At 38.0% G+C, this 18,655-nt stretch carries 18 protein-coding genes and 1 pseudogene; 8 read left to right on the forward strand and 11 right to left on the reverse strand.

What is annotated here, in order from left to right:
* Positions 1 to 6 precede the first annotated feature (6 nt).
* A complete protein-coding gene (gene cydB / locus I6F49_RS05460) occupies positions 7 to 1,014 on the forward strand; it encodes a cytochrome d ubiquinol oxidase subunit II (protein ID WP_197178994.1) in 1,008 nt (335 codons plus the stop codon).
* A gap of 73 nt (positions 1,015 to 1,087) precedes the next feature.
* A complete protein-coding gene (locus I6F49_RS20630) occupies positions 1,088 to 1,213 on the forward strand; it encodes a DUF2474 family protein (RefSeq protein ID WP_197178996.1) in 126 nt (41 codons plus the stop codon).
* 276 nt (positions 1,214 to 1,489) lie between these two features.
* Here I6F49_RS20630 and I6F49_RS05470 read toward each other — a convergent pair whose 3' ends face one another.
* The 3 genes from I6F49_RS05470 to I6F49_RS05480 form a co-directional block, all read right to left on the reverse strand.
* Positions 1,490 to 1,789, reverse strand: coding sequence for a phage integrase N-terminal SAM-like domain-containing protein (locus I6F49_RS05470; protein WP_231615041.1), 300 nt, complete (start codon positions 1,787 to 1,789; stop codon positions 1,490 to 1,492).
* Positions 1,790 to 2,372: 583 nt separating this feature from the next.
* A complete protein-coding gene (locus I6F49_RS05475; protein WP_197178998.1) occupies positions 2,373 to 2,624 on the reverse strand; it encodes a Rho-binding antiterminator in 252 nt (83 codons plus the stop codon).
* 17 nt (positions 2,625 to 2,641) lie between these two features.
* Positions 2,642 to 3,481 (reverse strand): DUF417 family protein, encoded by an 840-nt coding sequence (locus I6F49_RS05480; RefSeq protein WP_197179000.1) that lies wholly within the window; start codon positions 3,479 to 3,481, stop codon positions 2,642 to 2,644.
* A gap of 285 nt (positions 3,482 to 3,766) precedes the next feature.
* Between I6F49_RS05480 and I6F49_RS05485 the strand changes: the two genes are divergently transcribed.
* Positions 3,767 to 5,233 carry a DASS family sodium-coupled anion symporter gene (locus tag I6F49_RS05485; RefSeq protein WP_197179010.1) on the forward strand — a complete coding sequence of 489 codons (1,467 nt, stop codon included), beginning with the start codon at positions 3,767 to 3,769 and terminating at the stop codon, positions 5,231 to 5,233.
* 218 nt (positions 5,234 to 5,451) lie between these two features.
* Here I6F49_RS05485 and I6F49_RS05490 read toward each other — a convergent pair whose 3' ends face one another.
* From I6F49_RS05490 to I6F49_RS20325, 4 genes are all read right to left on the reverse strand, one after another.
* The gene (locus I6F49_RS05490; RefSeq protein WP_197179012.1) at positions 5,452 to 6,087 is read right to left on the reverse strand and encodes a trimeric intracellular cation channel family protein; all 636 of its coding nucleotides are present in this window, start codon (positions 6,085 to 6,087) and stop codon (positions 5,452 to 5,454) included.
* A 471-nt stretch (positions 6,088 to 6,558) separates the two neighbouring features.
* Entirely contained in the window at positions 6,559 to 7,017 is a 459-nt protein-coding gene (locus I6F49_RS05495) for a hypothetical protein (RefSeq protein ID WP_231615042.1), read from the reverse strand.
* Between the two features lie 14 nt (positions 7,018 to 7,031).
* The gene (locus I6F49_RS05500; protein ID WP_197179014.1) at positions 7,032 to 7,628 is read right to left on the reverse strand and encodes an RDD family protein; all 597 of its coding nucleotides are present in this window, start codon (positions 7,626 to 7,628) and stop codon (positions 7,032 to 7,034) included.
* Between the two features lie 140 nt (positions 7,629 to 7,768).
* On the reverse strand, positions 7,769 to 7,954 hold the full coding sequence (locus tag I6F49_RS20325) for a hypothetical protein (protein ID WP_231615043.1): 186 nt from the start codon (positions 7,952 to 7,954) through the stop codon (positions 7,769 to 7,771).
* Positions 7,955 to 8,291: 337 nt separating this feature from the next.
* On the opposite strand from I6F49_RS20325, the pseudogene I6F49_RS20330 reads away from it, so the two are divergent.
* Positions 8,292 to 8,492, forward strand: a pseudogene (locus tag I6F49_RS20330) (allantoinase); the annotation flags it as partial.
* 70 nt (positions 8,493 to 8,562) lie between these two features.
* Here the strand turns inward: I6F49_RS20330 and I6F49_RS05510 are convergent.
* Positions 8,563 to 11,064, reverse strand: a complete 2,502-nt coding sequence (locus I6F49_RS05510) for a S8 family serine peptidase (RefSeq protein WP_197179016.1) — start codon at positions 11,062 to 11,064, stop codon at positions 8,563 to 8,565.
* 585 nt (positions 11,065 to 11,649) lie between these two features.
* Between I6F49_RS05510 and I6F49_RS05515 the strand changes: the two genes are divergently transcribed.
* Genes I6F49_RS05515 through I6F49_RS05530 form a run of 4 tightly spaced genes read left to right on the forward strand, consistent with a single transcriptional unit; the run spans position 11,650 to position 14,780 of the window.
* Positions 11,650 to 13,152: a curlin gene (locus I6F49_RS05515; protein WP_197179024.1), complete on the forward strand. Its 1,503-nt coding sequence runs from the start codon at positions 11,650 to 11,652 to the stop codon at positions 13,150 to 13,152.
* 41 nt (positions 13,153 to 13,193) lie between these two features.
* Entirely contained in the window at positions 13,194 to 13,592 is a 399-nt protein-coding gene (locus I6F49_RS05520; RefSeq protein WP_197179026.1) for a curli production assembly/transport protein CsgE, read from the forward strand.
* Positions 13,582 to 14,007 carry a curli assembly protein CsgF gene (locus tag I6F49_RS05525; RefSeq protein WP_197179028.1) on the forward strand — a complete coding sequence of 142 codons (426 nt, stop codon included), beginning with the start codon at positions 13,582 to 13,584 and terminating at the stop codon, positions 14,005 to 14,007. Before I6F49_RS05520 ends, I6F49_RS05525 begins: the two co-directional genes overlap by 11 nt.
* The gene (locus I6F49_RS05530; protein WP_197179030.1) at positions 14,007 to 14,780 is read left to right on the forward strand and encodes a CsgG/HfaB family protein; all 774 of its coding nucleotides are present in this window, start codon (positions 14,007 to 14,009) and stop codon (positions 14,778 to 14,780) included. Before I6F49_RS05525 ends, I6F49_RS05530 begins: the two co-directional genes overlap by 1 nt.
* Before the next feature lie 77 nt (positions 14,781 to 14,857).
* Here I6F49_RS05530 and I6F49_RS05535 read toward each other — a convergent pair whose 3' ends face one another.
* From I6F49_RS05535 to I6F49_RS05545, 3 genes are all read right to left on the reverse strand, one after another.
* Positions 14,858 to 15,547, reverse strand: coding sequence for a response regulator transcription factor (locus I6F49_RS05535; RefSeq protein ID WP_197179032.1), 690 nt, complete (start codon positions 15,545 to 15,547; stop codon positions 14,858 to 14,860).
* Between the two features lie 184 nt (positions 15,548 to 15,731).
* Positions 15,732 to 17,234, reverse strand: a complete 1,503-nt coding sequence (locus I6F49_RS05540) for a trehalase family glycosidase (protein WP_197179033.1) — start codon at positions 17,232 to 17,234, stop codon at positions 15,732 to 15,734.
* Between the two features lie 14 nt (positions 17,235 to 17,248).
* Positions 17,249 to 18,487, reverse strand: coding sequence for an MFS transporter (locus I6F49_RS05545; RefSeq protein ID WP_197179035.1), 1,239 nt, complete (start codon positions 18,485 to 18,487; stop codon positions 17,249 to 17,251).
* Positions 18,488 to 18,655 lie beyond the last annotated feature (168 nt).

An 18,655-nucleotide genomic window follows, 5' to 3' on the forward strand; every position in this document is an offset into this window, starting at 1 on the left:
AGTATCATGCATTTTGATTTACCGACTATTTGGGCCTTTGTTATTGGCTTTGGTTTGATGATGTACGTGTTCTTAGATGGCTTTGATTTAGGGATTGGCTTGCTGTTTCCTTTTATTAAAGACAAACATGAGCGAGATATTATGGTGAACTCGGTTGCCCCCGTTTGGGATGGCAACGAAACTTGGCTTGTATTGGGTGGCGCTGGCTTATTGGCCGCGTTTCCTGTGGCGTATTCGGTGATTTTATCCGCCTTGTATGGGCCAATTCTGCTGATGTTATTTGGTTTGATTTTGCGTGGCGTCGCCTTTGAGTTTCGTTTTAAAGCCACGGAGTCTCATCGGTCAATGTGGGACAAGCTATTCTTTGTTGGCTCCTTAATGGCCACCTTTGCTCAGGGTGTGGCAATGGGGGCTGTAATCCTTGGTTTTCAGGTAGAAAATTTCGAGTTCGCAGGCGGTGGATTGGATTGGTTGAGTCCATTTAGCCTGTTCACCGGCTTTAGTTTGTTGTTTGCTTATGGGTTGCTGGGTGTTACTTGGTTGGTCATTAAAACAGAGCACGGTTTACAGAAAAAAATGCGTTCTTTTATTAAGCCATTAACTCTGTTGCTCTCGGTTTGTATGTTTATCATCAGCATTTACACACCAATGGTTAATGAAAGCGTGCGTGATTTATGGTTTAACTTGTCGAATATTATTTATTTGGCGCCTTTGCCGATTTTTACTGCGACTTTTGCGTTGTTGCTCATGGGAGCGGCGCATTCCAAAGAGGAATATCGAGCTTTCATATGTGCTTTATGCATGTTGTTTCTGGGTTATTTAGGGTTGTGCGTCAGCCTTTGGCCCAACATTATTCCACCGAGTATTACTATTTATCAGGCTGCAGCACCAACTTCTAGCCTTAAATTTACCTTAGTTGGCGTCGTGTTTATTGTGCCTGTCATCTTGATTTATACATTCTGGTCTTATCGAGTTTTCCGTGGAAAAGTCGTAGATACTGACGGTTATCATTAGAAAGCAGATAACAAAAGGGCTGGTGTTTACAGTGAGCCAGTCTTTTCTATGAGTAAGTTTGGAGAAAAGTACGATGAAAAAAACTCTTCATCAATTTAAATGGTTATTGATTTTTTGGGTGCTTGGCGTTGGTTCGCTTTTAGTAGTCGCGACGATTATACGCTTTGGTATGACCTTGGCTGGGATGGAATCAAAGTAAAGGCCTCTTTTAAATAAATAGATGTAGAAGGGAGCACTAACACGCTCCCTTTTAATGCATGACTTTGGCTAAGTACGCAGACTGGTTGAGTAGTTCAGATAAAATAGTCATTCCTCTTGGCAATGTTGTCTGAAGATGGGTCAACAAAGCAAATTCTTAATGCTTATGGTGGATTGTTATCTGCCGAAAATGCTGGGCTAGCAACAGCATTGACGCCTTGTGAACGAAGCTTTATGACCAAATATGATAGATTCCAACCTAGGTATTTTGACCGTTTTATCCAAAAATGAAAGGCGTTGGCTGCCGTGTACTTATGTCTAAGTTCAGTGGGCGCTGTAAAATATTCTTAAACAAGAACCAAATGCTGTTTATTTGTATTTTTTGACTCGCTCTGGAGAGCTTGCGAATGGCGGGATCTTTAAAAAAGATATTCAGCTCATCATCTGTGATTAAATCTAGTGGTTTATTAAAATAATGGCTGAGTTTAAGCAAATGCTCGCAGTAACTTTTACAGGTACTTTGTGAATAGCCTCGGTAGGCTATTTCAGTTTTAACTTGTTCAATGAGTGTATTCATGACTTACCTCCAACTGAAGGGATAACCTCAAGGCAAGTGTGGCTCAAATGGTCAGAATAGGATCTCCGCTTCAACAGCTTTATCAGAGGACACTTTGGGGGTTATAACCCCCCAAAACAGCGTGTATTACTTTGTTCAATAATTCCACTAAATAACTTTAATGTAAACAAGTGATAAGGCATGTTATAAAACGGCCTTTGTTATTTTTCACCAAAACGGCGTTTAATAATATTATTGGACAAAATTAAACTAGCTGTTTATAAAAACAATTGCTTCTGTAAGTTAGCTTTATTTATGTAGCTACCTTTTACGATCATAATTAACAAACGTACGGATACTAAGCGCTACACAAAAGCTTATTGAGGCTTACTTATAAAGTCATGATTTTATAAGTTTTAATAATTAGCGTTTAGCCTTATTCTGTAAAAACGTTATTAAAAAATTAAGAGACGTTATAGGGGAATTTTGGCTTTATGTATCTAGCGTGTAATTAGCTAAAACATTGGTTAGATAAGCGAGCCTTAACATATTAATGATACAGGCTCGCTGAGGTGTTTATGATAAAAACGAATGAATGAGGTGCTTACTTTACATCAAAGTTCACGTGGTCAAAGTATGGATTTTTCTCACGCGCTTTAAGTACGCTGATTGTAGTGAGCACAATGAGTTGCAACTCGCTATTTACGTTAACAACTATGCATTCGTCTCTATTAGCATTGCGTTTTGTGTCAGTTGCTACGCCACATACACCATCACCATTTTTTAATATAAGCTCAATGCTTAAACGGTGCATACAGGCAATTTCGATATAGTCGTATTGGTGGCAACTGATCATAACGTCCTCTTTATATGCTATTTAGTCGGTTTAAATATCATTAAAGTCGCAATAACGATTAAGTTACCTACGTACCATAAATCTTTAATTACAAACTGACCTAAACGCTCCAATAAAGTGGAAGAACTAAATGCACTGGTTGCAGTAATTAAGAATGTTTGAGTCATCATAAATACGCTTAAACACGCTAAGCCACTTACAATAATTAACTTTTTATTATTTAAAAATAGCCCTAAGCCCAATAACACAGCAAATAATACATCAAACCCGCCAATCACGTTAGATGCGCCTTGTACGCTAAATACCGTGTATAACCACGACATAAACGGTGAAGTTTCTACTAAACTTACAATGCCTTTTGCTTCAAACTCATAAAACTTCATGCCGCCAATCCACAGTAAAACCATAGCAACCGGTATAAAGTTTAAAAGTACGTGTTGTTTGTCGGTAAGTTTGTCTTTATAAAATAAAAACAAATATAAAGGCACTACAGCAAAGTATTTAATTATGCCCTGCCCGCTACCAATAATTGGAAAGCCGCCAAGTTGCGCCATCCAACGGTTGCTGGCAAATAATGTTAGTAACGGGACGATGCTAATTACAATAGCTAACACGAGTGCCGCTGTAGGCTTTATTAATTTAAAATGCGCAGCTAAGGTTGTTGTCACTAGTGCAAGCATAGTTGAGCCCGCCAATAAGCCTAATGTATTTACACCTATTAACGCATCAAGCTCATAAAAGCTAAATGTAGCCGTTAACGTATTAGGATTTGCACCTAACGCAAACGATAAGCCAAGCAGTAGAAAGCTCAATGAGAGTAAAAAAGAAAGTGCGTTGTTTGTGTGTTTTAAGTTCATTGTATTTCCAAGTATTCGTTAAGACTTACAAAGACCTTACAAGCCGATAAAACAATTCAAGCTAACCCTTAAAAAATAAGAGTTGATTAAGTACAACGTAAGCTCTCGTAGGGTAATTTAATCATTCACTTTAGTTTATGGTTTATTACCTCTTTATTAATAAAATTAAATAAGTCTAATATTCATATGATGTGCGTCACCTTTTTTATTATTAAATGAAGTAAAATAACGTTGCCTTTTCAATACACAGAATGCATGCATTTCTAAAACCTAGGGACATTTTTAATGAAGGGTACTGATATTCGGGTTACCTCTGGACTGATTTCTATAGCCATTGTTTTATTACTTTGGTTTGCTGTACCGCCTCCGCAGGGTGTTACCGAAAACGCATGGCATTTGTTGGCTTTATTTGTTGGTACTGTAGTTGCCATTATTGGTAAAGCAATGCCGATTGGCGCCATTGCTATTTTGGCTATTACCTCTGTCGCGTTAACGGGCGTAACTAATGACAGCCCTTCTGGCGCAATTAAAGATGCATTAAGTGGCTTTTCTAACTCATTAATTTGGTTAATTGGTATTGCGATTATTATTTCTCGGGGTTTAGCTAAAACCGGTTTGGGAAATCGTATTGGCTATAATTTTATTTCTCTTTTTGGTAAAAAAACAATTGGTATTGGCTATGCACTCGCGCTGTCTGAACTTGTTATAGCGCCTGTAACGCCAAGTAATACCGCGCGAGGCGGCGCTATTATTCACCCAATTATGAAGTCGATAGCAACAAGCTTTGGCTCGTCCCCTGAGAAAGGTACCTCTCGTAAAATTGGGCACTACCTTGCTTTAGTGAGCTACCATATAAACCCTATTACATCCGCTATGTTTATTACGGCGACTGCGCCAAACCCTCTAATTGTAAAGCTTATTGCTGATGCTACCGGTGCAAATATTAGTATTACATGGGATACGTGGGCGCTCGCTGCACTTGTTCCTGGCTTGTTATGTATTGCCCTTGTGCCTTTGGTTGTTTATGCCATTTACCCACCTGAAGTTAAAAGCACACCCGACGCTAAAAACTATGCAGAATCTAAATTAACTGAAATGGGCCCAATGAGTTATGGCGAAAAAATAATGGTGGGAGTTTTTGCCATGCTGCTTGTTTTATGGGCCGGCGTACCTGCAATGATTTTAGGGACTGACTACGCAGTTAACACAACCGCAGTAGCTTTTTTAGGTTTATCGGTTTTATTAGTGACTGGTGTATTAAGCTGGGACGATGCACTTAAAGAAAAGTCTGCGTGGGATACCGTTGTTTGGTTTTCAGCATTAGTAATGATGGCCACTTTTTTAAATAAACTAGGTTTGGTAACGTGGTTTTCAACACTTGTTGAGAGCAACATTGCACAACTGGGTTTTGACTGGATTGTATCGGCCATTATATTGGTAGCTGTGTATTTTTACGCTCATTACTTTTTTGCCAGTACCACAGCACATATTACTGCTATGTTTGCCGCATTTTACGCCGCAGGCTTGGCGCTTGGCGCACCGCCTTTATTTTTAGGTTTACTGTTAGCAGGCGCTTCATCACTCATGATGTCGTTAACGCATTACGCAACAGGTACATCTCCCATCGTGTTTGGCTCAGGCTATGTATCATTAAAAGACTGGTGGGTAATGGGCCTTATAATGAGCTTTATTAATTTAAGTGTATGGGGAATTATTGGCGGGCTTTGGTGGAAAGCACTTGGGTATTGGTAGTACTATAAAGATAGTAATGTCTTTGTTAATTTAACCAGCATATTTAACTCTATGCGCTTGTTTTAGTTGTATCTAATTAAAAGCGCTATAGCCCTAAAAATATAAACATTAGGGCTATATTAGGAAGCATTAAAACTTTATAAACGACTGGGTTTTACCATTCTTGATGAAGATAATTACGAGCACCGCATGCAAACGCGGGCTACTCGTAGCTAAAATTAGTCGCTTTGATCTCTGAAGTCTTTTTTTCTGAAAATAGTTAAATGCCAACCCCAATGCAAAGAGCCTAATCTTAAAAAGATAGTCGTGAAAAATGAGCCTAAAATACACCAAATGTAATCTACATTAAGGCTAAATAAAGCGGCATAAACTGCACCACCCGCTAAACACGCAGAGGCGTAAGGTTCGCTGCGCATAACCGTTGGCACCTCACGGCAAATTACGTCACGTATTAAACCACCAAATATACCTGTAGTGATACCCATGGTAATTGCGACCACCATGCCAGAGCCATTTATCAATGCTTTTTCTATCCCCATAATATTAAATAACGCCATACCAACAGCATCGACCAGCAAAAAGTAGTAGTTATTAACGCGCGGTAAGTATCGAATAAATGCAACGGTTGCTATAACAGCGCCATAGGTAGAATATAAATACTCAGGTGTGGCAATCCAAAATATCGGCTTATCTAAGAGTATGTCTCTTAGCGTGCCGCCACCCAGTGCAGTAACGGTTGCCACCACCACGACGCCAAAGCCACTGATGTTTTTTTCATACCCAAGCAACGCGCCTGCAACAGCAAAAAATGCAACACCGAGTAACCCCAGTGCCATAAAGTATTCAGCAGTCATAGTAATTCCTTTTTAAAATTTATAAGGAGTTGTATCAACTTACGTGCCAAAAAACATCCCTTAAAGGTTGAATTAACTTTAAAAAATACATTTAAAAACAACGCTGTAATTTACACTGAATGCAGTTTGAGGTTAGGTTTTATGAAAGGTAATATTTGAGAAGGTAATTATTTTAAAAGTAGGTATTTTTTACACGTTGTTTATAAGCAGGCCCATAAATTAAGCTAACGCTATTTATCCACTCAAAATAAGCAAGATAGCCTACAAAAATTGACTCAAAGATTAATAAGCTAATACCTATCCAACTTGCAGAATTACATAAAAAATAACGCTGACATCTACCCTAATTTTATTGTTGACGTAGGTCGGATAAATGACGAAGCCATGCCATCCGACAATTAATTTATAAACAAAAATGAGAGTTTATTGTGTTGGTAATTAGAGTGGATGACATCCTAATTTTCATTAAATTCACTCAAAAAAACGCCCTATATCGTCTGTCATTTTTACTGGTAAACCGTTACCAACCATAAAGTGATAAAAACGCAAATCATCAATCAAGTCAGGGGCTGATATTTCTATGTCTCGGTAGGTCGCGTCTCTAAATTTAAACCTTAAGGTATGCTCAAACCGCTTCGTTTGACAATAAAGTACTTCTTCTAGCTCAGACACCTTTATATTTATACCAAGTAATTTAAATTCACCATCCGTAATATCAATAGCTTGTGATTGCTTATTATTTGTAGATAGCCATTCAATAACCACTCCTAAAGAAGATAATCCAAACAAATATAAAAACTGATGCAATAAAGGTTTTTCGTTAATTACTTCCATGTAAAATAGCAAAATGACAATAAATAATGCTGATAGAGCCAAACTATAGACTATTTTAAATCCGGGTAATTTTTTTTGCCTAGGCAAAGTTGCCATAATTAATACCCTGATTAATCTACATAACTCACTTTTGTTCCCGCTATATGATCATGTAAACAGCGTTTATCTTTTCCAAATATAAATAATGGATTAACAAAACCAGCTATAAACTGACCTACCGAAGGGACAAGTGATAATAGTTGCATACAAAGCATGCGTTTAAAGTAAATTGTAGTAAAGCTTGCTTGTGTACCATCTAAATTTTCAATACGGATAGACATTAAAGATTTACCAATTGTTTGTCCGCGTTGGTACATAAGGTAACCATGAAGCACTAACGTGCTTAATATGCCATAACCTAGCAAACCTGCAGATAAAGTAAGCGTTGGTTGGCTTAAATTATCAAACCCTACGAGTATGAATACAGGTATAAAACAAACAACACCTAAAACGCCATCAACAATAGCAGCCATTAGCCTATCTGAGCGTGATGCTTTTCCGCCAACTATTTTTGAGTCGGAATTTTGTGTGGGATCTTGCGCTTCTCGAGTTTCTATCAGCTCGTCTATTTCTTTTGCGCGCTCAGGAAAGCGTTCTCGGTCAATTGCTTGTGCGCTGGAGTAAAGCTCATCTAAAGTGTAGGTAGAAAAATCTATTTCAGAGTCCATGAAAACAAAATCCATATAGTATTATTAAAAAGTAATTTAACACAATTAATTTAGGCTATTCAATTATTTATGACCATAAAATAAAAAAGCTACTAAGTAGTAGCCTTTAATTACTCGTAAAATATTTATTCAATTTACTGTTAAAAGTGCCATTTAACCATCAAGTTTGGGTTGTGCTCTGTTTCACCATCTACACCAAACTTATTTTTCCAAAATACATATTCAATACCTACATCTAGACGGCCTGTGTCTAGGCCAAGCATTGGGGCAATGTTATACTTAAGTTGCGAGGTAAAGTTAAAACCGCCTTCACTTTTACCAAACATGGTGTCGGTACTGTCAGTAATGTCTAAAAAGCCATCGTACCTAAAGTTGCCTTTGTTATAGCCTCACGTAACGGTTATTTGGTTGTTATCTTCACGCTCGATATCTATATCGTCTTGAAAACGAAGGTAATAAGCCACGTTAAAGTATTGAAATCCTGGTACATCTAACGATACACCGCCCCTAATAAATAATTATTTTGATCGGTATCGCCCGAGCCATACTCTGTTTGTAGGCCTAAAAATACCTCTTTGACAAAGCTGTTTTGTGGCTTGTAAAGAATAGGGTTTATGTTTAGCTCACCCTACACTTCATTAGGATTGCTTAGTCTATCCATAAAAAGAAGGTGACCCAGAAGGTGAAAACACCCCAAAAATGATGTCGATAGGTTTACATTGCCGCTTAATTGACAGACCAGGAAGAATAAAAGCATTAGCACGGTTTTTAGAATATGCCCGATCGCATGAGCAGGTTTGGTTTGCCACGCGTGTACAAATGGCCAAGCACTGGCTTAAAACACACCCGTATAACAAAACGTAGTTTATATTTTTTAAAACAAAAAAAGCCCAGCAATGCTGGGCTTAAGGTCACTTTAGGAGTAGTGGTTTATTTAGTTAAATGAAACTGTGATGATGTTAGAACACACATTTTCAGATACACAAAGTTGGTAATCGTACGATGGTAATGTAGCGCCACGTACATAATCACGGTATCTGCCGTTATCTGACGTTGTATCTACTAGCTCACCGTTACGGTATACGCTTAATGACTCAGCGCCTACACGATCCCAGCTTAGATCTACACGCATAGTATCTAATCGAGATTTATTTGCGCGTTTTAAGCTCAGTTCAAGCTCTACATCACTTACAACAACGCTTTGAGTTGATGTATTTGTATTACCTTCACTATCGGTTACTGTTAACACTACATCGTAGTTCCCTGATGCTGCATATACATGCATAGGGTTTTGATCAGTTGATGTTGCGCCATCACCAAAGTCCCAGCTCCATAGAGTGATATCGTTATTAGCATCAGTACTAGAATCTGTAAAATTAACTGTTAAACCTTGAGTTTCAGCCTCAAAACCAGCGCGTGGTGGTTGTGGGCTAACTTCACCAATAGCGCTTAATGTTAGTGACCAACCATTAATTGTTCCAGTATCAGCTGCGGCAGTATCTTCCACTTGTAGTGTCCAATCGCCAGATGCTACTTCACCGTTAAACGCATCTGAACTGAAGCTTTTAACAATATCATCGTTACCACCACCTACACTACTTTGTAATGTTACTTCAGTACCCTGTGCTGATATTAGTTTTACAACTAAATCACCTGAGTATGTATGAGTAATATCAACATCAGCAGTTGTGCCAAATACAGTTAAATCATCAGAAATATTAATTACTGAACTTGCACCCTCAGGATCATTATCTGGTATTTCTATACTTGCAGCGCTACTGTAAGTAAAGTCATTTAAACCAACTGGTTGAACCATTAACTTAACTGATTGCTGCTTAACAATATCACCCGCTGTAGCGGTTACCATTAGCTCGTAATCGCCCCACTGAGTGTCAGTGTCGGTTTCAACGTTAAGTCTTACTTCATCACCAGGGCGCGCTGTAAGCGATGATAAATAAGCACCACCTAATGTTGTTGATAGTTCAAGCGTTACTTCTTCATCCCACTCGGCAATTGAGCCAATTGTAAATGTATACTGTGCAGCTTCTCCGGCTACAATTTGCTGTGTAAGTGGGCTTACTGAAATTTTAAAGCCAGGTGTTGGATCTGCATCTAACAATGCTTGATTTGCGTTAAGGCGTGTACCGGCCACAGTTTTACCTTGAAGGGCTGCATTTGCATCACCGCTGCTCATTAATAACGCTTTTAACTCTTGTGTTGTTAAATCAGGGTTCACTGATAATACTAATGCGGCGGCACCCGCTACATGCGGCGTTGCCATTGATGTGCCCGAATAAGATGCATAGCTTTCACCCGGAGTAGTAGATACAATAGCAGTACCTGGAGCGCCCATATCAACACTGGTTAAGCCCCAATGAGAGAACCATGAAATATCATCAGTTTGATTCGTACTAGCAACCGATAACACACTTGCGTTTTCGTAGTTTGATGGGTAGTGAGGGTTTACATCGTTATCAATAGTATCGTTACCAGCCGCTGCTACAAATAGTAGTTCAGCTGCTTCACTCGATTCGATAGCATCAGCCAGTGCTTGGCTATATCCGCCACCGCCCCAGCTATTATTTAATACACGTAAATTAACGCCTGAATTTTTAAGGCCAACCATGTAATCAATACACTTTATGGCATCAGAAGTTGAGCCATCACCTACTGAGTCTAAAAATTTACAACCCACTATTGATACTTCTTGATTTACACCTACTACCCCAACTGAATTATTACCACTTGCACCAATTGTTCCTGATACATGAGTGCCGTGACCTTGATCGTCCATTGGGTCACCAGTATTTGTAATTGCATTAATACCATGAATATCATCAATAAAGCCGTTACCGTCATTATCAATACCATCACCTGCAATTTCAGCGCTGTTCACCCAAATATTACTTGCTAAGTCACTGTGTGTGTAATCAACACCGGTATCAATAACACCCACAACTACATCTCGGCTACCCGTAGAAATAGCCCATGCCTCTACCGCATCAATATCAGCATCAACAGTACCACCAGTCTGACCTTCGTTATTTAAGCCCCATAGCTCGTCAAAGCGAGGGTCGTTTGGGGTACTTGCCATGCTCACTCGATAATCAGGCTCAACATATTCAATAGCTTGGTGAGATTTCAAACGTGCAATAGCATCTTTAGTGCTCATTCCTGACACTTTAAACTTAGCTAAACGCCCCGACAGCAAGGACGTATAGTTATCATCAATTTCATCTTTATTTATATCAGTAATTTTAGCTCTAACTAATGAACGAGCCTGCTTACGCATTTCTTTCGTAGCATTACTTTTATATTTAACAATTATTGAATCACTGCTAGCGGTTGCCGATTGCTTTACACCCACATCAGGAACCTTTGCAGCGGCTAAACAAGGAAGTAAGGCGAGCGTAATAATAGATAATTTTGTTTTCATTGTTCTATCCATAGTTTTTGTTGGGTTAGCTTAGATGCTCTAAGCACGTTCTTTCACTATTTCGAGTACAAGGGATCACATGGCATACATTTAGAAAACAACCTAATTGATAATTAAACAAGTTAAAAAATTAAAATGCTTAAAAAACCATCCATTTTGACCAGTTAATGTATAAAAAAAACACTAAACACAGACCTTTTAATGAAATTAACACTCGACAACTTACCTAATACAGGGCCGTTAATTTTTACTGCTTTTTGTATCGAATTAAGAATGAAAACCAAAAACCATAATAACCAACTGAAAAATAACAATTAAATAATTGGTAAAAAATGATGATTTAAGAAATGACATTAGAGGAATACAGTAATTGGGTACTTAATAATTAACAGTTATTAAACGTAAGTTAAAAATAATGACAAAACGTTTATTAATAATTATTAATTACATTGTAAATTTTACTTTGAGAGCTTTTCAAGCGGATCACAAAACATTATATCGGCACGGCATGCTGAAACAAAAGATACCTTTTTAAAACTTATAACACCTAAGGTATTTTATTTTACTATTTCAAGGAGAAAAATAATGAAGTTAAACAAATCACTTTTAAGCTGCGCAGTAGCAATTGCAATGGGTACTAGCTTTGCCTCTTATGCAGATACATCAAGCAAATCAGCATCAAACTCAGAACTTGCTACTAACGTTTCTGTAGAAAGTATTGAAAACTCGATGACTTTAACACAAACTTTTAATGAAAATACCGCGCTACTAACTCAAGACGGCGACAGCAATACCATGCTTGTTACTACAACAGGTAACTACAATGAAACTGAAGTTTCTCAACTTCAATCAGGAAACTACGGCGAAGTTACCACGATTGGTGATAACAACGCGCAGGTATACGCCCAGGATGGGGTTGCTAATGGTTTTATTACTGAGCTGACTGGCAATAATAATATGTTAATGGTTTCGCAATTTGGCCAAGGCTTTTTTGTAAATAACGAAGCAATTAATACGGTAACTGGCGATGATAATATCATTGATGTTGAACAAGGCACTGGTGGCCACTGGTTCTACAACATGGATATGCAAGGAAACGCAAATGAAATCACCTCACTACAAACAGGTGAATGGCATGAAGCTGAAATCACCATGCTTACGGGCGATGAAAATGTTCTCGATTTAGTTCAAGATGGATATTGGAGTACGTTCAAGGTAAGTAGTCTTCAAGGTAATGAAAATGAACTTGAGGTTGAGCAACTGGGCGATCGCAATACAGCAACATTTAGTTCTATTTCAGGTGATGCTAATGAGCTTTCAGTTGAGCAAGATGGTAATACAAACGCAGTAACATTTGCAGCCGTTATTGGCGATGATAACGAAATAGATTTAGATCAAGAAGGATCAATGAATACTATTGAATCTAACTTGTTTGAAGGCTCAAATAACGAAGTTTCTGCTACACAAGTTGGCGCTAAAAACTTAACAACTGCCGATATTATTGGTGATAATAACGACGTTACTGCAATCCAAATGGGTGACTTAAACGAAACTTATATGGGTGTTATTGGTTCTGATAATGAGTTTATGGCTAATCAAGTTGGCGATTTAAACTCTATTCATTTAGCTAACTTTAATGGCACAGGTAACGATGTTGATTTGGCTCAGTCTGGTGATGAAAATGCAATGCTAGTGCAATCGTCATACCCCGATGTATCGCTTACATCTAACAATAACGATATCGACATTACGCAAAGTGGCTCGCAAAATGAAGCAATCGTTACGCTCGCTGGCATTTTAGACAGTAACGATAACCAAATTGATATTGCACAAAATGGCATGTTAAATCTTATTGATATGATGGTTGAAGGCAATAACCATAGTATTGATATTTCACAAACAGGCGAAGGTAACTGGGTTACAGGCGTTGAACAATCAGCATTTTTAGTTGGTGGTGAAAACGTATCGTTTAGTGTTACTCAAATGGGTAACGATAACATTGTTGAAGGCTCTGTAATTGGCTTTAACAGCACTGTATCTGTTACCCAAATGGGTGACGGAAACACAGCAACAATTACGCAAATGTAATTATTGAGGTGGGGAGAGCGACCCTCTCCCCATTTTAAATTATGAAAAAAAACATTAGCTTTAATAGTTACCTACTCACACTCTTCCTATGTTTTTCTGGAGCAACTCATGCTGCTGATGAACTAGAAATAGATGGCTTATTACTCGATAGAAGTATTAGCCGCTTTGGTCATCAATTTTATTATGAATTTTCGAACTATTGGCGAGATCTCCCCTCTACGGCTGGTTTTAATATCGAAATAAAAGAAACCGTAATACCAAAAGCGGGCACACAACTTTCTTTAATAATGAATAACCAACTTGTTTACGCGACTTATTTAGGTCGCAGATTAGAACCCCTTGATGAGCGTGTTGAACAAGCGGTATTTACAGTAATAGACGCAATGGCGCGAACAAACATGGCTGCATCAACCCCTGATATGGCTAAAGATGGATGGTAAAATGAAAAAAACGGCCCTTATAATAACAACAATATTAAGCTTTTCGTCCCAAGCGACTGAAATAATTTATACTCCAATTAATCCAAGCTTTGGTGGTAACCCACTAAATGCAAATATGCTGTTAAGCAAAGCACAAGCTCAAAATAAGCACAAAGCACCGGTAATCGAAAAAGGCTACGCAGAACAATTTCAAGACTCTTTAGAGCGCACCTATTTAAACCGCATGGTAAGAGAAATTACCGATATGGCATTTGGTGAGGATATAGAAGATAGCCTTTTTAATCAGGACTCTATTTTTATGAGTGGTGATTATCAAATTGAAGTTATAACCAGCACAACCGATTCTATTACAGTAAAAATAACAAATATATTAGATGACTCTGTTGTGATAATTGAAGTACCGAGGTTTGGATAATGTATAAACTACTAATAACAATAACATTACTGGTTTTGAGCGGCTGTGCAAGTTTGGGAAATCTTATTCCACCATCACAGCAAAAAGCTATTAGCTTAGAGCCAACTGAATTATTTGCAGACCTAAAAAACCTACCTAAACCTGTCGGTAGTATTCCGGTATCTGTTTACTCATTTAGAGATCAAACAGGTCAATATAAGCCGCAAACTAACGTAAGCTCATTTTCAACGGCCGTTACTCAAGGTGCTAATTCAATACTTATACAAGCACTGCACGAATCAGATTGGTTCACGCCATTAGAACGAGAGGGCTTGCAAAACATATTAACTGAGCGAAAAATTATTCGAGCAGGCCAAGGAGATAATCCTAACCAAGCCGATTTACCACCACTTACCACCGCTAAAATCATTTTAGAAGGCGGTATTATAAGCTACGACACCAATGTAAAAACAGGTGGCTTAGGCATGGAGTACTTTGGTATAGGCGCCTCTGAGCTTTATCGTGAAGATGCTATTTCAATATATCTACGCGCTGTAGATGTTCGCACAGGCCAAGTATTACTAAGTGTTGCCACCAGCAAAAAAGTATTAAGCCAAGAAATGCGTGCAGGATTTTTTAGATACGTGAGCTACAAACGTTTAGCCGAAGCAGAAGCGGGCTTTAGTGACAACGAACCTATGAGCATTTGTGTAACACAAGCAATAGAAAAAGCACTTACAGACCTTATAACAAAAGGTATTGATAAAGGCTTATGGGCTAAAAAAGTAAGCTAATCGCACTGGCAGTCATAACAAATAAAAAAGGCTACGCAAAGTAGCCTTTTTTATAGGGAAATTTAATGCTAAATAAGCTATTTAGCCATTGGCAATAATACAGAAACGTAGCGCTGAGCCCAATTAGCAAGCTCCACTCTATTGCGTGAGTTTGTTTTTTTAAACGCACTGTATAGATGTGTTTTTACGGTATGATCACTAATATTGAGTTTATCTGCAATGGTATGGTTACTTGCACCTTGTGCAATTAGATGAATAACAGACTTTTCTCGCTTTGTTAAATGATCGTAATCGTCCTGCTTTAATTCAATATCATCGTGTAGACCATTAAACGACGATGCCACAGCTAAAATATCACTAAATGCTTTTGAAATTACTTTACGCGTAAACCAAAGCTCGCCGCTATTAACCCGAACTAACCCTTTAAAAATATCTTCTGGTGCATCAGATTTATAAAAAACGCCATTAAAATGGTTAAGCAATAAGTTTTGCTCGCATACATCGTCTTTATCAACATTAAAAATAACTACGCTATAATGTTTAGCTAAACAAATAAGGTCTGCTGGAATGAGGTCTTGCCATTTGCTTTTAGCACCATCTATTAAAAACAAATCATAATTAGCTCGCTGCTCTACTTTAGGCACAACATCATCCATTTTAATATCACCGAACAGAGCTTGCAGTGTTCTTAAAATAGCGGTGTAATTATGCGAATGAAAAGATGATTGAAACGTTGTTTTTACAAATACCGAGTTTGTATGGGGCATAAATTTCTTCCTTGAAACATTTACACCACATTACCTAAATCAAATACAACTTACAATGAGATTTTGGTATTAAAATACAGTTATCGCTTCTCATCCTTAAATAAATAAAACAGAATAAAATCAATGCTTAAAATTAAAAATCGAGTCAATTAAATTGCTTTTATAAGATAAATAACAGATCGGATTAGTCGTTTAGTAACTTATAAAATCGAGTTGTTACACCATTTGTCCAACCAAAACCTTGCTGCACTTGGTACTCCCCACCACTTGCTAAAACGTTAGGGGTGCACACATTATATTTTTCGAGCAAGCACTTATTTATCTCAAAATTTTGCTCAACCATCTTTATCCAGTTTTGCATTATATTCGAGCTTAATTGTGTAATACCGTAATTATTAAGCCCTTTTACAGCAAACCACTGTAATGGTGCCCAACCATTTGGGCTGTCCCATTGTTGTGATGTATGAGTAATGGTTGTAACAATACCACCCTCTTTTAAAAAATCATTGGCTAACAATGTTGCTACTTTGGTAGCTTGGTCATTACTGGCTAGATTAACAAACAAAGCGGTAGAGGCTGCAGCACTAAGTACCTGAGATTGAGTGGCTTTACGGCTATTATAATCAACAAAAAAACCGATAGATTCATTCCAAAGATACGTGTTTATAAGTACTTTACGATTGCCAGCAAGTAATTTGTAATGCTCAGCTTGCTTACTATTGCCGAGCAGTTTAAAAAACTTACTTAACTGATTTTCTAAGTTATACATAAGGGAGTTTAAATCAATAGGAACAATATCGGTTGTTTGAATAGAGCTTAGCAAATTAGACTCCCCCAACCAACGAGAACTGAAATCCCACCCCGACTCACACGCAGCACGAATATTACGATAAAAATCAGCTTTTTGATCATCAGCCAACTCTTGTGCTAACTCTAAATCTTCTCGTAGTGACTCAGCCCTTGGCTCGCCCGCATCATCCCAATAACGATTTAAAATACCGCCACAAGGCATTCTTACCACACGGTTTGAACTCAACATATTATCTGAAAGCAACTGCGCGCCTTGCATCCAAAACCTATATTCTTTTTCAAGCGCTGCCACACACATATTTAGCCATTGCATATTAAGCGACTTACGGTGTGTATGCTCCCATAATAATTCGACCATGAGTGCTAAAACAGGTGGTTGCGAGCGTGACAAATAATAGCGGCGGTTACCATTTGGAATACTGCCATAATCGTTAATTAAATCGATAAAATTAAGTAGCATATCTTCAACTACATCACCTTTATCTGCATCAATTAAACCCAAGGCTGTAAAATAGCTATCCCAATAGTAAATTTCTTGAAAACGTCCACCAGGCACAATATAGCTGTGTTTTAGTGCAAGTAATGAGTCTTGCTTTGGAATATCGGCCTCTCTTCTAAGGCCAGTCCATAACGAATTTATATACTGTTTAACAGATGACGTATCAACTTCAGTGTCCATTGTTAGCACGGGGGAAGTAATAAAGTGTGCGTTTACAAACTCACTAAGCTGCGCATTATTTAAAGGAGCTAGTTGCTCATAACTTTTACATGCACTTTGCCAATTAACACGCGCAATTGCATCTGCAAATGTTTTACAGTCACTAAATACATGCTGTGTTTGAACATCTTTAAATAATTGGCTCTCGAAAAAACTCATAACTTTCCTTACTTTTAAGCTGTGGTTGTGTGTTGTGAGATAGCATCTGTCCGTTTTTTGAAAAAAACCACGCTAATAAAAATTAAACTAATAGGAACCAAAGAAAGGTAAAACGCATGCTGGCCACTAAAGTGCTCAAATACATAACCCGTTATTATTGAGCCTGTTGTGCCACCAAGTGCTGAAAAAACTACAATTAAGCCAGTCATAGCGGCATGACGATGTTTTTCAAGTGCGCTGAGCATAACGGAGTTAAGTACCGGATAAATAGGTGCCATAAAAAAACCAATTAACGGCAAAACAAATGCAGCAAGAGGAGCGTCAAATAAACTCGTTACGTTATTTTCAGTAATATTTTCGGTAAGTGGCAAGGTAATGAGTATTAAACCAGCCATAGCAATTAAACAACTGCACAATACAGCAAACCAATTAATATGTTTAAGTACTTGCCCTGCCACTAAGCGCCCAAGCGCAAGTGCTGCAGCAAAAATACTAGCCAACTGAATACTAATAGCGACAGGGAGTTTTAAAACTTCATTATTAAATGTGGGCAACCAAGTACCTACGCCCTGCTCAATTAGTACGTATAAAAAAGCGCTGATTATAAATATGAGCACTAATGGTTGATATGTTAGCTTTAGCATAGCTATAAAGTCATACCAGCTTGAGCGTTTAGTTTTACTTACAATAGCAGGCTTTATAGGCGCAGCAATGACGCTCGCTATAACAATTAGGGTTAGCGCTGCCAGCAAATAATAAACGTTAAGCCACGCGGTTGAATCGTCTGGATCTATAAAAGAAGTAAAAATCCAATAGCCGCTTAATACACCAACCATAAAAATGCCTTCAATGGTGTTTAGTAATGAAGAGTGGCTGTTAGCATCATCTGTTACTTGGCCAATAATAGAGTAAACCGATACTTTAACCACAGCAAAGCCACAACCAATGGCTGCGAATAAAATTTTAAACGCATAAAAGTCACTAATTAAAGCAGTACTTACACAAGCAAGCGCAACAACAGTAAGTGCCCCAAGCATGGCAAGCTTATAGCCCAAGCGAGGAATAAACGAAGCCACTAAAAATGACATTACCGCAATGGATAAATCTTTAAACCCCTCAAGAACTGAGGCCTCTGTTTTACTTACCCCTAGGGTATTTATTGCCTGCAAAATAACGGTACCTACACTATTTAATAAAATAGCGAAAATAAAGTAACTTGCTGCAATAGCCAGTGTGACTTTTGTTTTACTCATAATTGCCCTCGCTTTAGAGCGTTATTGAAACGCTATAACGACCTTTATTGTATGCCCATAATGAGTGCATACACTGTGTGTGTTTATATCAGTGAGGTTTGAGTTTAATTTAGAATAACCGCCAATGCAATCGTTTGCATTTTGATTTTAACATTAACTCAACATCAT

The organism is Pseudoalteromonas sp. SWN166, assembly GCF_015864485.1.
Lineage (GTDB): Bacteria > Pseudomonadota > Gammaproteobacteria > Enterobacterales > Alteromonadaceae > Pseudoalteromonas.